A 14,876-nucleotide genomic window follows, 5' to 3' on the forward strand; every position below is an offset into this window, starting at 1 on the left:
GCCAACTCCCCCAGCCCCCACGACGCCGCACCGAACAGCATCGAGGCATTCGACGCTACGCCCGGGCGAACGGCGTCAACAGAGGCATAAGTCCCGACTAGGTCAGCCGGCGAGAATGATCGGGAATACGCCCTGGACCGAAATCAGGTGATGATCCGCGATCGGCGTCGGCGCGTCGTGACGGTGGCCGATCCGGATGGTACTCAGGTTGGCGTTGATCCCGCCGGCGATGTCGTACGACGGATGGTCTCCCACCATCCACCCGCCGACCAGCGTTGCCCCCGCGCCTTCGGCTGCGATCGCGAAGATCCGCGCGTCGGGCTTCCGGACGCCGGCTGCCTCCGAGATGCAGCAGTAGTCGACCGCGTCGCCGATCCCGGTGTGCTCGAGCTTGCGGCTCTGCTGGACCACGCCACCGTTCGTGACCACGGCAACCCGCCAACCCGCCGTACGCAAGGAGGCGATCCCGTCGAGCACCGGCTGGTCGACCCAGGTGAACGACGGATGCTCCCGGTCGTACTCGTCGACGGAGACAGCAACCCCGAAGCGTTCGCGGAATCCGGCGAACAACTGCAGCCGCGGTGTGAACCCACCGTTGTCATGGGCAACCAACCACTCGACCGCATCCGCCCCGAGCCCCGCGCGACCCACCACCACCGAGCCCACGCCACAAACGCCCCATCCCGATCAATCAACGTGTTATCGAGATCGAAACAGACCAGCCGGGGCATCACACGTCGATGCGGTTCTCGTCCAGGTCGTAGGCGCCTTGGACGATGAATTCCTTGCGGGGGGCGACGTCGTTGCCCATCAGGAGGTCGAAGACGTTCGCGGCGGCCTCGCCGTCGTCGACGGTGATCCGGCGCAGCGTGCGGTGCCGCGGGTCCATCGTGGTCTCGGCCAACTGGTCGGCGTCCATCTCACCGAGGCCCTTGTAGCGCTGCGGTGGCTCCTTCCAGCGGACGCCCTTCTTCATCAGCTCGGCCGTCTTCCGCTGGTACTCCGCGTCGCTATACGTGTAGAGGTACTTCTCCTGACCCTTCTTCGGGTTCGTCAGCTCGAACCGGTGCAGCGGCGGTACGGCGGTGTAGACGCGACCGGCGTCGACCAGGGGCCGCATGTACCGGAAGAAGAGCGTCGCCAACAAGCAGCGGATGTGGGCGCCGTCGGAGTCGGCGTCGGCCATGAAGATGATCTTGCCGTAGCGGACCTGCTCGAGGTCGAACGTCCGGCCCGATCCGGCGCCGACCACCTGGATGATCGACGCGCACTCGGCGTTCTTCAGCATGTCGCCGACCGACGCTTTCTGCACGTTCAGGATCTTGCCCCGGATCGGCAGCAGCGCCTGGAACTCCGAGCTCCGCGCGAGCTTCGCCGTACCCAGAGCCGAATCACCCTCGACGATGAACAGCTCCGAGCGGTCGACATCGTTGCTGCGGCAGTCGGCCAGCTTGGCCGGCAGCGCCGACGACTCCAGCGCGGTCTTCCGCCGCTGCAGCTCCCGGTGCTGACGGGCCGCCACCCGCGTGCGGGACGCGGCGACGACCTTCTCCAGCACCGCGCGGGCCTGTGCCTTCTGGGCAGCCTTGTTCGAGGTGAGGAACGCCTCCAGTTCGCTCTGCACGACCTTCGCCACGATCCGCGACGCGGCCGGCGTGCCGAGCACCTCCTTGGTCTGGCCGTCGAACTGCGGCTCGGCCAGCCGGACCGTCACCACCGAGGTCAGGCCTTCGAGGACGTCGTCCTTGATGATCTCCTCGCCGCTCTTCAGCAGGCGGGTCCCGTCCAGTGCGTTCGTGAAGCTCTTCGACAGCGCGCGCTCGAAGCCGGCCACGTGGGTGCCGCCCTTGGGCGTGGCCACGATGTTCACGAACGAGCGGACCTCGGTCTCGTACCCGTCGCCCCAGCGGACCGCGATGTCGACGTCCAGGTCGCGCTCGACGTCGGTCGGCGTCATGTGCCCGGCGTCGTCGAGCATCGGCACGGTCTCGGTGAAGTGACCGGTGCCGGTCAGCCGGATCACCTCGGTCACCTTCTGGTCGGTGGCGAGGAACTCGCAGAACTCGCTGATTCCGCCGTCGTGCTTGAAGGTCTCCTCGGTGATCTCGTCGCCGCGCTCGTCCCGGATCACCAGCTCGAGCCCCGGCACCAGGAACGACGTCTGCCGCGCCCGGGTGACCAGCTCGTCGTAGTTGAAGGTGGCGTCGCGGGTGAAGACCTGCCGGTCGGCCCAGTACCGGATCCGGGTGCCGGTGACGCCCTTCTTCGCCCGGCCGGCCTTGCGCAGGCCCTTGGCCGGGGTGAACGGCGCGTTCGCGCCCTCGCCGTCGAACTCCCCGGCGGCGCCGCGCCGGAACGACGTGGTCCAGATCACGCCACCGCGGTCGACCTCGACGTCCAGCCGCGCGGACAGCGCGTTCACCACCGAGGCGCCGACACCGTGCAGACCACCCGAGGCGTTGTAGCTCCCGCCGCCGAACTTGCCGCCGGCGTGCAGCTTGGTGAACACGACCTCGACGCCGCTGAGCTTCGTCTTCGGCTCGATGTCGACCGGGATGCCGCGGGCGCGGTCGCGGACCTCGACGGACCCGTCCTTGTAGAGCACCACGTCGATCCGCTCACCGTGCCCGGCCAGGGCCTCGTCGACGGCGTTGTCGATGATCTCCCACAGGCAGTGCATCAGGCCGCGGCTGTCGGTGGACCCGATGTACATGCCGGGGCGCTTCCGGACCGCCTCGAGGCCTTCGAGGACGAGCAGGTTGCGGGCGTTGTACGTCGGGTCGAGCTCGGTACTGCGAGGCGTCGGGGCGGCCACTTGGCTCCTTCACTGGTTCACATTCCACCTGCACACGTCCGGGACCGGATCGGCTCCGAACGCATGGTCACAGCCTATGCGGCCGCACCCCCAAATCGTGGCAGGCGGGGCTGGACGTGGAATCACGACGGGTGCCGGAGATAGGTGTTGTGGCAGGTATCGATCTGGACTCGATCCGGGAGTGGTGTTCGACACTCCGATCATCAGCGCGCTGTGACCACACCATGGCGCACAGTGAGAGTAGACACGCCCGACACCCGCCGGAAACAAGAATTCGCCCGTCTCCGAAACGATTCCTCGTCAAGATGCGTCATACGGGAACAGGTGGTTCGTCTCACATACGGACACGCTGCCCCACCCGGGAAGCGATCCGCATGTCAGGATGTTGCTATCTGGTGAGTACGGAACTAGATGAGATGAGGCCTCAATGACTACAGCACTCGCCCCGAGCTCGACCCTGTCGGCTGCGGACCGTTGTGATCGCTGCGGCGCGCAGGCCTACGTTCGTGTCACCCTGACCAGCGGTGGGGAGCTTCTGTTCTGCGCCCACCACGGCCGGGAGCACGCGGAGAAGCTGCGCAACATCGCGATCACCATCCACGACGAGACGGGACGGCTCGAAGCGACCCCGACCGTGGCCACGGACGAGGATCGGTAAGGACCTGGCTTCCTAAACGCGCCAATGGCGGCGCCAAAGTCATACAGGCTTCGATGGCGGTCACCCGGAAGGGTGGCCGCCATCCTTCCGTTCACGCCGCGATCTACTTCGGGGTGTCGGCGTTCGCCCTGATCAGCGCGTTCTGAGGCGCTTCCAGCACGGTCAGGACGTCGTCCTCGACGCGGACAGACAGTACGTCGTCACCGAGCCGGAGTCCTCTGACCTCGAGCACGTTCCACGGCGCCTCAGCCGGGTTCACGATCAGCGTCTCACCAGGAACATCCGGCTCGATGCCCAGCGCCGCAACCACCGCCGCGACGACCGATGCGGCCGCCCACGCCTGCGGCCGGCAGGACAACGGGTACGGCGTCGGCGTGTTCTCCTCGTCCGTACCGCGACCGCCGTACAACTCGGGCAACCGATAGCCGAAGGCTTCCGCGGCACGAATCAGACCGTCCACGTACGACGAAGCCACCGCCCCGTGACCGGATGCGTACAGGCCCTGGATCGTCATCGCGGTGTCGTGCGGCCAGACGCTGCCGGTGTGATAGCCGAGCGGGTTGAACCGAGTCATGGCCGTGGACAACGTTCTCAACCCGAAGCCGCTGTTCAGTTCCGCGCCGGCCAGAACGTCGGCGACCGCCTGCTCCTCGTCCGCATCCAGCAGACCGGTGCCGAGCAGATGACCCATGTTCGACGCACGCCCGACGACCGGGTCCTTGGCGCCGTCGAGCGCGATCGCCGGATAACCGTCGACCCAGAACGCGGAGCGGAATCGCTCCTGCAGAGCGGCCGCCCACTCCCGCCATTCGTCGCCGGACTCACCATGCGCTTCGAGAAGCTCGGCTCCCTTGACCGCCGCGGCGTACGCATAGCCCTGCACCTCGCACAGCGCGATGGGTGCGGCGGCGAGCGTGCCGTCCGGCCATTGCACCGCGTCGGCGGAGTCCTTCCAACCCTGGTTGGCGAGTCCGTGGCCGGACTCGTCGACGTACTCGAGGAAGCCGTCGCCGTCAGGATCGGCGTAGTCCTTCATCCAGCCGAGTGCACGGCGCAGGTTCGGCAACAGGTCGCTGACCTCTTTGGCCGGCATGCCCCAGCGCCAAGCTTTGTGGAGCGTGGTGATCCAGAGTTGGGTCGCGTCATGCGTTCCGTAGTACGCCGCGGGCAGCACGAGACCGCCGCCGTGGTCGGCGACCTCGGCGCGGAGCTCGTGCGGGATCTTCCCGGGCTGCTCGGCGGAGTCCGGGTCGACCTTGGTGCCTTGCCAGGCGGCCAGCGCTCGCAGGGTTCCGGCGGCCAGTCCGGGGTCGACCGGGATCAGCATGCCGGACGAGATCAGCGAGTCGCGGCCGAAGAGCGTGAGATACCACGGTGGGCCGGCGCCGAGATAGCGATCGGCGCCGACGGCCAACTGCAGTGCGAGCACGTCGTCGAGTGAGCGCTGCAGCCAACGCTCGACCCGCTTGTCGTCACAGCTCAGGCCGATGCCGTACGGCGCTCTGTCCGCGGGCGGCTCGATCGAGAAGCCGGTGGTCGACGTCGGGAAGTCGGCCCTGACGCGCAGGGTGATAGTGAACTCCTCCCCCGGCTCGAGCCGGGGCATGGTGGCGACTCCGGGATCGGCACTCACGCTCACGCGGGTCCCAGCGCTCTCCCAGTGCAGCCAACCGGACTCCCCGGCCTTGGTCGGCAGCGGCGTCAGGTCCGGCAGCTCGGCGGCCGCTCCGCTCCGGACCGCCGCCGTCCCGGCGAGATCGGTGCCCAGGGCAACATCCAGCCGGCACGCGATCGCCGCGCGGGAACGGTTCACCAGCGTGATCCGCTCGGTCAGGCCCTCGCTGTCCACCTCCCGGGTGCGGTACAGCATCACGGTCGGATCGTGCCGGGTGTCACCGAGTCCTTCGACCATTGCGACGTACTCATGAGCCGCCGCGGAGCGCTCGACGGCGTGCACCGGGATCGGCTCCCGGCCGTCGATCGTGACGCTGAGCCGGGACAGGATGCGCCGGTCGCGGGCGTACACCCCCTCGGCGCCGGAGCCGGTGAGCTGCCCGGATCGCGGCGAGAGAACCACCCATGGAGCAGCCAATGCGGTGACCAGTTCGTGCAGCTGGGACATACCTCCACCCTAAGGGCGGGTTTATGCGGCAGAGTGTCGGTGTGGAAACTGGAGTGACCGTCCTGGTCGGCGTCGCGATCTTCGTCGGGATCGTGGGGATCGTCGTGCCGATCCTGCCCGGGGCGCTCCTGAGTCTGGCGGCGATCCTGTTCTGGGCGATCCTCGCGCACAGCGCGACCGGCTGGATCGTGTTCGCGATCACCGGGGCCCTGATCGGTGCGAGTCAAGTGGTGAAGTACGTCGTACCGGAGCGACGGCTCCGGGACGCCGGAGTGCCCCGCCGGTCCATGCTCGTCGGCGTCCTGCTCGGGATCGTCGGGTTCTTCGTGATCCCGGTGGTCGGAATGTTCGTCGGCTTCCCGATCGGTGTCTACCTGTCCGAAGTCCAGCGGCTGCGCACGCACACCGCCGCGTGGACATCGACCAAGCACGCGCTGCGAGAGACCGGGGTGTCGATCCTGATCGAGCTCATCGGCACGTCGCTGGCCGCGGCGGTCTGGCTGGCCGCCGTGCTCTTCGTGGTCTGATCACGCTCCGCACCGGACCGATTGCCAGGGTTTTCTCAACCGCGCCGGAGCCCTGTCTCAGGTCCGCGCGGCAGCGTGGGAAGACCAGTGCCAGGTGATCGGCCCGGCACGCAGTACGGAAGGCAGGCACGTATGGCGACGTTGCAAAAGTTCTCGGACAAGCGGTGGAGGCTGGCCGGCACGGTGGCGGCCGTGGCGGTGACGACCACCGTGGGCGGAGTCGCCTGGGCGGCGAACAGCGCCGACCCGACGCCGTCTCCGTCGAACTCCCCCTCTGCCTCACCCTCGGCTCCGTCGAACGAGCAGGGCCCCGGCAAGGGCGGGTTCGGGCATCGCGGCGAGTTCGGTGTCGGTGGGGCGCTGCACGGCGAGTTCGTGGTCCCGAAGGACGGCGGCGGCTATCAGACCATCGCCACCCAGCAGGGTGACGTGACCGCGGTCAGCAAGGACTCGATCACCGTGAAGAGTGCGGACGGGTACAGCCGCACCTACACCGTCGCGGCGGAGACCCTGGTGAACTCGGCCCGCGACGGCATCGCCTCGATCAAGACCGGCAGCAAGGTGTCGGTCAGTGCCGTGGTGGCGGACAACACCGCGACCGCGACCACGATCAACGACGGCACCGCCCGCGACGCGGCGGGTCAGAAATGGGGGTTCAAGCACGGGCCGCGCTGACGACTCACAGCTGATTGCCAGGAACCTTCCAGGGTTCACACGGGTACCAGCGGCAGACTGTGGGGCATGAGTCCGCATCTGCTGGTGGTCGACGACGAGCCGAACATCGTCGAGTTGCTGTCCGCGAGTCTGCGTTTCGCCGGGTACGACGTGACCACGGCGACCCACGGCGCCGAGGCGCTGCGGAAGGCCCGTGAGGTGGAGCCCGACCTGGTCGTCCTCGACGTGATGATGCCGGGCCTGGACGGATTCGAAGTGGTCCGCAGGCTGCGCGGTGAGGACCGGCATGTGCCGGTGCTGTTCCTCACCGCCCGTGACGCGGTCGAGGACAAGGTCCTCGGCCTGCACACCGGTGGCGACGACTACGTCACCAAGCCGTTCAGTCTGGACGAGCTGGTCGCCCGGGTGCGGGCACTGCTGCGCCGGTCCGGTCACCGCGAGCAGACCACCACCGAGGCCGCCGTACTGCGCTATGCCGATCTGGAACTGAACGAGGACAGCTACGAGGTGTTCAAGGGTGGTCAGGCGGTCCAGCTCTCGCTGACCGAGTTCAAGCTGCTGCGCTGCCTGCTGGAGAACGCCGAGCGGGTGATGTCCAAGGGCCAGATCCTGTCCGCGGTCTGGAACTACGACTTCGCCGGAGACGCCGGCGTGGTCGAGTCGTACATGTCCTACCTGCGCCGTAAGGTCGACACCGGCGACCAGAAGCTGCTCCACACTGTCCGCGGGGTCGGGTATGTCCTGCGTACCCCGCGAGGCCCCAACTGATGCAACAGACCCACCGGCGCTTCGCAGACCGGTACCCGCTGCGCGTCACCATCGTCGTCGTCCTGCTGACGTTGGTGGCGCTCGCTCTTGCCGCCTCCGGAGTCCTGGCCACCACGATCATGCGCGGCTACCTGATCGACCGCGTGGACGAACAGTTGCACCAGACCGCGATGCAGCTCCAGCACATTCCGTTCGACCGGCGCCCGCAGCCCCAGAACTCCGGCGAGCAGCCGGGTCCCCGGTCGCTGCCGAGTGAGTTCGTGGTGAAGTTCAGCGACTCCGAGGGCACCAGTGACGGCCCGCCGATCGGCGCCCGGCTGGCCGAGACCGAGCCGCTGCCGAAGTTGCCGACGCTCAACCTCAACCAGATCCGGGCGCTGAACGGGAACTCGTTCAACGTCGACGCCGTCTCCGGCGGTGCGACCTGGCGGGTGGTCGCAGTGCCGACGGACAAGGGCAACGGCTCGGTGATGGTCGCGCAGAGCCTGAAGGACATGGACCACACGATCCAGCGCCTGGTCGGCATCCAGGCGGCCGCCGGCCTCATCCTCCTGGTGCTCCTGGCCGGCGTCGGGACCTACGTCGTACGGCGAAGTCTGCGCGGACTCGAGGACGTCGAGCACACCGCGGTCGCGATCGCCGGCGGGGACCTCAGCCAGCGCGTGCCACAACGGGATCCCCGGACCGAGGTCGGGCGGTTGTCACTCGCGCTGAACCAGATGCTCGGGCAGATCGAGACCGCGTTCGCGCAGCGGACCGCCTCCGAGTTCGCGGCCCGCCGGTCCGAGGAAGCCGCTCGACGGTCCGAAGACGTCGCCCGCCAGTCCGAGGAGGCGGCGCGGCAGTCGGAGGAGCGGATGCGCCGGTTCGTCGCGGACGCGTCGCACGAGCTGCGGACGCCGCTGACGTCGATCCGTGGCTTCGCGGAGCTCACCCGGCAACGCGGCGATGGCGGCGACGCCGACACGATGCGGCGGATCGAGGACGAGGCCAAGCGGATGGGTCTCCTCGTCGACGACCTGCTGCTCCTCGCCCGGCTCGATCAGCAGCGTCCGCTGAAGATGGAGCCGGTCGACCTGCTCCCGATCGCCGCCGACGCCCTCCACAACGCCCAGGCGGTGCAGCCCGTACGGAACATCTCGCTCAAGATCCTGCCGGACTCGGAGGCGCCGGTCGTCCAGGGCGACGAAGCCCGCCTGCGCCAGGTGCTCGGCAACCTGGTCAGCAACGCCCTCCACCACACACCACTCGACGCACCGATCCTGGTCTCGATCGGGACCCGGGACGGCGAGGCTGTGCTCGAGGTGAGCGACTCCGGCCCCGGGCTGACCGACGAACAGAAGGCCCGCGTGTTCGAGCGCTTCTACCGCGCCGACTCGGCCCGGACCCGCTCGACCGGCGGCTCGGGCCTCGGCCTCTCGATCGTCGCCGCCCTGGTCGCCGCCCACCGCGGCCACGTCACCGTCACCGACTCCATCCCGACCGGAGCCACCTTCACCGTCCACCTGCCCCTCGCAGCCACTCCCTAGCCCCCGTCCCATTTGAGGGGTCAACCCCGGAGGTGGTGGGTTGCGGACCGAGAATTCGGGTCCGCAACCCACCCGGTGAGGGGTTGACCCCTGAAACGTCAGAGGGCTGGGAAGGCGCGAGTAGCGGACTCGCCGTGCTCGAGGACCTGGGCGGCCGGGCCGAGAATCTTCGGGTCCGGACTGCCGACCAGCTCGACGTCCTTGTTGGTGTAGTCGTAGCGGCTGAGCACGTGCCGCATGGCCTCGAGCCGGGCGCGCTTCTTGTCGTTGCTCTTCACCACGGTCCAGGGCGCGTGCAGCGTGTCCGTGTAGTGGAACATCGCCTCCTTGGCCTCCGTGTAGTCGGCCCACTTGTCCAGCGACGCGAGGTCGGTCGGCGACAGCTTCCACTGCCGAACCGGGTCGATCTGCCGGATCGTGAAGCGGGTCTGCTGCTCGGCCTGCGACACCGAGAACCACAGCTTGATCAGCAGGATGCCCGAGCGCACCAGCATCCGCTCGAACTCCGGCGCCTGCCGCAGGAACTCCTCGTACTCGTCCTGCGTGCAGAACCCCATCACCCGCTCGACACAGGCGCGGTTGTACCAGGACCGGTCGAACAGCACCATCTCCCCCGCGGCCGGCAGGTGCTCGACGTACCGCTGGAAGTACCACTGGGTCTTCTCGCGCTCGGTGGGCTTCTCCAGCGCGACGATGCGCGCGCCGCGCGGGTTGAGGTGCTCCATGAAGCGCTTGATCGTGCCGCCCTTGCCGGCCGCGTCGCGGCCCTCGAACACGATCACCAGCCGCTGCCCCGACCGCTTCACCCAGTACTGCAGCTTGAGCAACTCGATCTGCAGCAGCCGCTTGTCCCGGTCGTAGATCTCGCGCGGCAGCCGTTCGCCGTACGGATAGCCCTCGCGCCAGGTGTCGACCGGCGTACCGTCGGCACGCAGCAGCACCGGATCGTCGTCCTCCTCGTCGAGGACACGGAAGCCGAGCTCTTGCACCAGATCAGGAGTACTCATATGCCAAGATTCTGCGCTGCCGATGACGTCCAGGTGAACAGCTCAGCGGATGGAGAATGGGACACGATGGCCGACGAGGGTGAAGAGATTCCGCTGACCGGCGGGGATGTGACCGAAGGACTGGTCCGCGTCGGCGACACGGTACGGCGGCCGCCCGGCGAGCGAGCCGAGATGGTCAGGGACGTGCTGCTGCACCTGGAGTCGGTCGGGTTCGAGGGTGCTCCCCGGTTCCTCGGCGTCGACTCGGCCGGGCGTCAGGTCCTCTCGTACGTCGAGGGCGAGGTCGCCGGCCGCCCACACCCGGACTGGATCGCTGACGAGGACCGGCTGATCTCGCTGGCCCGGCTGGTCCGCGCGTACGACGACGCGATCGAGAGCTTCGGGATCCCGATGAATCTGCCGGCGCCGATCGAACCACCCGGTCTGCCGGCCGTCGCCGACCCCGTGGAACTCGTCGGACATCAGGACATCACCCCGGAGAACGTGGTGTTCCGCGACGGCCGCGCGTACGCCTTGATCGACTTCGACCTCGCCCGCCCGGTCAGCCGGGCCAGGGAGATGGTCAACCTGATGCTGTGGTGGGCTCCGCTGGGCGCCGACGCCGATGTCGACCCCGGTTTCCACGGTCTGGATCGGCTGCGGCGGTGCCGGCTGATCGCGGATGCCTACGACCTGTCCGATCCGGACCGCCGGCGCCTGATGGAGCTTGCGATCGCCCTGAACGAACGGGTCTGGCACACGATGAAGTACCGCGCGGAGACCCTCGGCGGTGGCTGGCAGCGGATGTGGAGCGAAGGAGTCGGCGACAAGATCAAGAACCGCCAGACCTGGCTCGACCAGCACGCCGACTCCATCACCACCGCCCTGCTCAGCTGAAACTGAACGCTGGTCAAAGCCCTGTACGTTGTTCAAGGCAACGCTAGAGTGAGGCCATGGCGACCGAGGAGTACACGTCCGTTTGGACCCGGCCCAAGCGTGGGCGGCGGCGCGAGCAGCCGGCGCTCAGCCGGGAGCAGATCGTCGCGGAAGCGCTCAAGCTGCTGGACGCCGACGGCCTGGAGGCGCTCACCATGCGCAAGCTCGGGGCCGCGCTCGGCGCGGTCGCGACCGCCGTCTACTGGCACGTCGCGAACAAGGAGGAGCTCGTCGAGCTCGTCGTCGACGAGGTGTACGGCGAGATCGAGGTGCCCGCGGTCACCGAGACCGGCCAGTGGCGGGCGGCGGCGGAGTCATCGGCGCGCAGCGTGCGCGACATGATCGTGCGCCATCCGTGGGTCGCGCCGACGCTGGCCGAGGTCGGCATGAACTACCTCGGCCCGAACCTGATGCGCGTCTCGGACCAGCTGCTCGGCGTCTACCTGACCGCCGGCTTCGAGCTGGTCGAAGCCGACCACGCCTCCAAGACCGTCCTCGGATACGTGATCGGCATCGCCTCGACCGAGGCCGCCACGATCACCAAACTCCACCGCAGCGGCATGGACCACGACGCCTGGCGCGCGGCGGTCTGGCCCGCCGCCGTCAAGGCCGCCGAGCCCTACCCCCACATCCGCGCCCTGTACGCCGCCCACGACGCGACCGACCTGACCGTCGACGCCGAGGACAACTTCAGCTACGGCCTCAACCGCATCCTCGACGGCCTCGAGTCCCGGCTCCGCAACACCTCGTCGGCCTCCGTCCTCGCCATCCAGGCCGCGGCCAAGACGATGGGCCGACTGAAGCCGGACCCGGTCACCGAGTGATCGTCACCTCGGATCCGATCCGGGCGGACTCGTAGATCGCGGTCAGGATGCGGGCCATCTCGAGGCCCTGTTCCGCGGTTGCGTCGGCCGGGATCTCCCGGCGGCAGATCTTCAGGAAGTTGTCGATCTGGTTGGCGAACCCGACCGCGAAGTCGAACCCGAGCGAGTCGATCTGCGGCTGGACGTGCAGCAGGGTGTCGTGCCGCTCGGTGACCATCAGCAGCTCCGGCTCGATCTCCGCGCCGCCCTTGTCGCCGTGGATCTTCACACTCGTCCAGTTCCGCGCGTGCAGCGAGTACGACGTGTCCACGTCGAGAACCGCCCCGTTCGCGAACCGGACCTGCGCGGTCGCGTAGTCCTCGACGTTGTTGACCCGCGACTCGGACGCGGCCCGGTACCGGGTGAGGTGCTGGATGTTGTCCCGGGCACCGAGCGGGGAGAACGTCGCTCCCGACACCGAGACCGCGGTCGGCATGCCCATCAGGTACCAGCACAGGTCGATGATGTGCACGCCCAGGTCGATCAGCGGGCCACCACCCGAGATGTCGACGTCGCCGAACCATCCACCGGGGTTGCCGGCGGCCCGGATGATCGTGGCCCGCGCGGCGTAGATGTCGCCGAACTCGCCCTCGTCCAGGAAACGCTTGGTCACCAGGGCATTCGGGGCGAAGCGCCGTACGTAGCCGATCTGCAGAGCCTGGCCGGTTTCCTTGGTCGCGCGGACCAGCGACTCGGCCTCGTCGACCGTCACGGACATCGGCTTCTCGACCAGCACGTCCTTGCCGGCCCGTAGCGCCGCTTCCGCGATCTTCGCGTGCAGCAGGTTCGGCACGCAGATGCTGACGGCGTCGACACCGGGGTCGGCCAGGACCTCGTCGACGACATCGGTGGCCCGCGGTACGCCGAACTCGTCGGCTCGGGCCTTCGCCCGGGTCCGGTCGATGTCGCAGACGGCCACCAGCTCGGCCTGCGGGTTCTTCTGGTACGAGATCAGGTGCTGGGTCGCGATGGCACCCACACCGATGACAGCAATCCGGGTCGTCATGTCAGGCAGCTCCCGCCAGTCGGAGGATGTTGTTGAGCGAGCGCTCGATGGCGTCCGGAGTCGACTCCAGACCCTCGAACTCGAGGCTCACCGGTACGTCGGGCTTGGTGGCGACCAGGGCGAGCAGGCCGGCCAGGTCGACATCTCCGTGCCCCGAGATCGTGCCGAGCAGATAGTCCCCGGCCAGCGTCTTGAGCCAGCCGTCGCCTGCCGACCGGCGGATGTGGAAGTCCTTAACGCCCACGGAGGCCGCGAGGTCGATCAGTCCGGCAGCGGTCTTGCCGGGCACCTCGCCGACGCACAGGCCGTTGCCGAGGTCGAGCGTGACCCGGAAGTTCGGGCGGTCCACGGCGTACACGAGCCGGGCCAGCCGGTCGCTGCCGTTCATGAAGAAGCCGTGGTTCTCGATCGTCGAGACGATGCCCAGCTCCGCGGCATGGTCGGCGACGGCACGGCAACCTTCCACGACCCGCTCGAACGTCGACTCGAACTCCCCCGGGTCCTGTTCACGCCACGCCCACGGGGCGACGTCGTGCCGGAAGATGCGAGCGCCGAACCGGTGCGCGACGTCCAGCTGCCGGCGGAGACGATCGATCTCCTTGTCCTCCGCCGTCCGCAGGTCGCCACTGACCAGGTAGTTCACGATCGGTACGCCGACATCGTCGGAGTGCTTGGCCGCGTCGCGGACGACGCCGTCGTTCTCCAGGTAGTACTCGCCGTCCATCGCGGCGATCTCCAGATGCCCGGCGGGTGATGACGCGACCCAATCCAGGACCCCGATCAGGTCCATCTCGCCGCTGTTCATGAGCCCTCGGAAGCAGTACGAGCTGACTCCTAGCTTCACGTGCTGGTCCTCTCCACGTCGTGAGTGATCCGGCTCCACGGACTTTGGTAGCCGTGAATCCCATAGATGTCTGAACTGAACTGGTCGAACGCGGTGCCGACCGCCCCGAGCACCACGGCCTCACGCCCGAGCGCCGAGGCGACGAACGGTGGGCGCTCGGGGAAGAGCAACTCCTTCTCGACCGCGGCCTCGAGCGGACGAAGCAGCGCGTCACTGTCCTGCGCCAGCCAGCCCCGCACGACCACGACCTCGGGATCGACCACCAGCAACACGGTGGCGATGCGACCGGCGATCTGCGCGCAGAAGTCCGCGATCTCCGCCCGGGCGGCCGCGTCGCCGGCGGCCGCCGCGCTCAGCACGGCCTCGCCGCTCGGGTGTGAGGTCCAGATCAACTGCCCGCGCTGCGCGTTCCGCGTCCAGCGCATGCCGCGCTGCGCGCCGAGCTCCCCGGCCATGCGGTGGCGTCCTTGCCGAATGACTCCGTTCAGGACGATCGACACGGACAGCCGATGACCGATCTGGAGGTAGACCACGTCGGAGTACCCGCGCCCCGCACCGCCGCGCTGCTCGGCGAGCGCCGCCAGCTTGATGTCGTTGTCGAGGGCAACCGGAAGGCGCAGGTCCTGCGACACGGTCTCCACGATCGGGAGGCCGACCAGTTCGGGCAACGCGAGACTGGCGCGCAGGTGACCGTTCGCCTCGATCACACCGGGCAGAGCCAAGCCGACCGCACGAAGCCGTCCGGCGTCGACCGCGCCCTGTTCCGCCGCGGCGTCGATCGCGTGCCGGATCAGGGAGAGACCGGCACGCCGGTCCCGCGGCAGTTCGGTGTAGCCGACCCGGCGGCCGGACAGGTCGCAGATGACCGCTCGCGCCCCGCGCGGACCAAGATCGACGCCGGCTACCAGCCCTGTCTCCCGGGCGAACTGAAAGGCCCGCGCGGGCCGGCCCGGACCCACGGTCGCCGGGTCCGTGGACACGACCAGACCGGCCACGAGCAGATCGTCGAGGACGGCGTGCACCGTGGGCCGGGACAGTCCGGTCTCAGCGCTGATGACTCCGACCGTTTGCGCGTTGTCGGAATCGGCCAGGAAACGCAGACAGGCGACTTGATTCGCCGACCGTACGGGATCCATCGCCCTCCATC

14 protein-coding genes are annotated in these 14,876 nt (G+C 68.4%); 7 read left to right on the forward strand and 7 right to left on the reverse strand.

Annotated elements, in window-relative coordinates:
- Positions 1–102: 102 nt before the first annotated feature.
- Both OG876_RS34640 and OG876_RS34645 read right to left on the reverse strand, forming a co-directional pair.
- On the reverse strand, positions 103–666 hold the full coding sequence (locus OG876_RS34640; RefSeq protein WP_328520908.1) for an HAD family hydrolase: 564 nt from the start codon (positions 664–666) through the stop codon (positions 103–105).
- 64 nt (positions 667–730) lie between these two features.
- Positions 731–2,815, reverse strand: a complete 2,085-nt coding sequence (locus tag OG876_RS34645; protein WP_328520909.1) for a DNA gyrase/topoisomerase IV subunit B — start codon at positions 2,813–2,815, stop codon at positions 731–733.
- Positions 2,816–3,242: 427 nt separating this feature from the next.
- Between OG876_RS34645 and OG876_RS34650 the strand changes: the two genes are divergently transcribed.
- Complete coding sequence (locus OG876_RS34650; RefSeq protein ID WP_328520910.1) at positions 3,243–3,473, forward strand: DUF7455 domain-containing protein; 231 nt, start codon at positions 3,243–3,245, stop codon at positions 3,471–3,473.
- A 103-nt stretch (positions 3,474–3,576) separates the two neighbouring features.
- Here the strand turns inward: OG876_RS34650 and OG876_RS34655 are convergent, their stop codons facing one another.
- Complete coding sequence (locus tag OG876_RS34655; protein WP_328520911.1) at positions 3,577–5,595, reverse strand: amylo-alpha-1,6-glucosidase; 2,019 nt, start codon at positions 5,593–5,595, stop codon at positions 3,577–3,579.
- 41 nt (positions 5,596–5,636) lie between these two features.
- On the opposite strand from OG876_RS34655, the gene OG876_RS34660 reads away from it, so the two are divergent.
- The 4 genes from OG876_RS34660 (at position 5,637) to OG876_RS34675 (ending at position 9,094) form a co-directional block, all read left to right on the forward strand.
- A complete protein-coding gene (locus OG876_RS34660) occupies positions 5,637–6,122 on the forward strand; it encodes a DUF456 domain-containing protein (RefSeq protein WP_328520912.1) in 486 nt (161 codons plus the stop codon).
- Between the two features lie 132 nt (positions 6,123–6,254).
- Positions 6,255–6,797, forward strand: coding sequence for a hypothetical protein (locus OG876_RS34665; RefSeq protein ID WP_328520913.1), 543 nt, complete (start codon positions 6,255–6,257; stop codon positions 6,795–6,797).
- Positions 6,798–6,863: 66 nt separating this feature from the next.
- Entirely contained in the window at positions 6,864–7,565 is a 702-nt protein-coding gene (locus OG876_RS34670) for a response regulator transcription factor (protein ID WP_328520914.1), read from the forward strand.
- On the forward strand, positions 7,565–9,094 hold the full coding sequence (locus OG876_RS34675) for a sensor histidine kinase (protein ID WP_328520915.1): 1,530 nt from the start codon (positions 7,565–7,567) through the stop codon (positions 9,092–9,094). The genes OG876_RS34670 and OG876_RS34675 overlap by 1 nt, the downstream gene beginning before the upstream one ends.
- 98 nt (positions 9,095–9,192) lie before the next feature.
- Here the strand turns inward: OG876_RS34675 and ppk2 are convergent, their stop codons facing one another.
- Positions 9,193–10,101, reverse strand: a complete 909-nt coding sequence (gene ppk2, locus OG876_RS34680; RefSeq protein ID WP_328520916.1) for a polyphosphate kinase 2 — start codon at positions 10,099–10,101, stop codon at positions 9,193–9,195.
- 66 nt (positions 10,102–10,167) lie between these two features.
- On the opposite strand from ppk2, the gene OG876_RS34685 reads away from it, so the two are divergent.
- Both OG876_RS34685 and OG876_RS34690 read left to right on the forward strand, forming a co-directional pair.
- Positions 10,168–10,977: an aminoglycoside phosphotransferase gene (locus tag OG876_RS34685; protein WP_328520917.1), complete on the forward strand. Its 810-nt coding sequence runs from the start codon at positions 10,168–10,170 to the stop codon at positions 10,975–10,977.
- Positions 10,978–11,033: 56 nt separating this feature from the next.
- Complete coding sequence (locus OG876_RS34690; protein WP_328520918.1) at positions 11,034–11,840, forward strand: TetR/AcrR family transcriptional regulator; 807 nt, start codon at positions 11,034–11,036, stop codon at positions 11,838–11,840.
- On the opposite strand, the gene OG876_RS34695 is transcribed toward OG876_RS34690, so the two are convergent.
- From OG876_RS34695 to OG876_RS34705, 3 genes are read right to left on the reverse strand one after another with little or no spacing between them, the layout of a single operon-like run.
- Positions 11,830–12,885, reverse strand: a complete 1,056-nt coding sequence (locus OG876_RS34695) for a Gfo/Idh/MocA family protein (RefSeq protein ID WP_328520919.1) — start codon at positions 12,883–12,885, stop codon at positions 11,830–11,832. The two genes, OG876_RS34690 and OG876_RS34695, sit on opposite strands and share 11 nt — an antisense overlap.
- Position 12,886: 1 nt before the next feature.
- A complete protein-coding gene (locus tag OG876_RS34700; RefSeq protein ID WP_328520920.1) occupies positions 12,887–13,729 on the reverse strand; it encodes a sugar phosphate isomerase/epimerase family protein in 843 nt (280 codons plus the stop codon).
- Positions 13,726–14,865 carry an ROK family transcriptional regulator gene (locus tag OG876_RS34705; RefSeq protein ID WP_328520921.1) on the reverse strand — a complete coding sequence of 380 codons (1,140 nt, stop codon included), beginning with the start codon at positions 14,863–14,865 and terminating at the stop codon, positions 13,726–13,728. Before OG876_RS34705 ends, OG876_RS34700 begins: the two co-directional genes overlap by 4 nt.
- Positions 14,866–14,876 lie beyond the last annotated feature (11 nt).

This window comes from Kribbella sp. NBC_00359, assembly GCF_036097425.1.
Taxonomy (GTDB): Bacteria; Actinomycetota; Actinomycetes; order Propionibacteriales; family Kribbellaceae; genus Kribbella.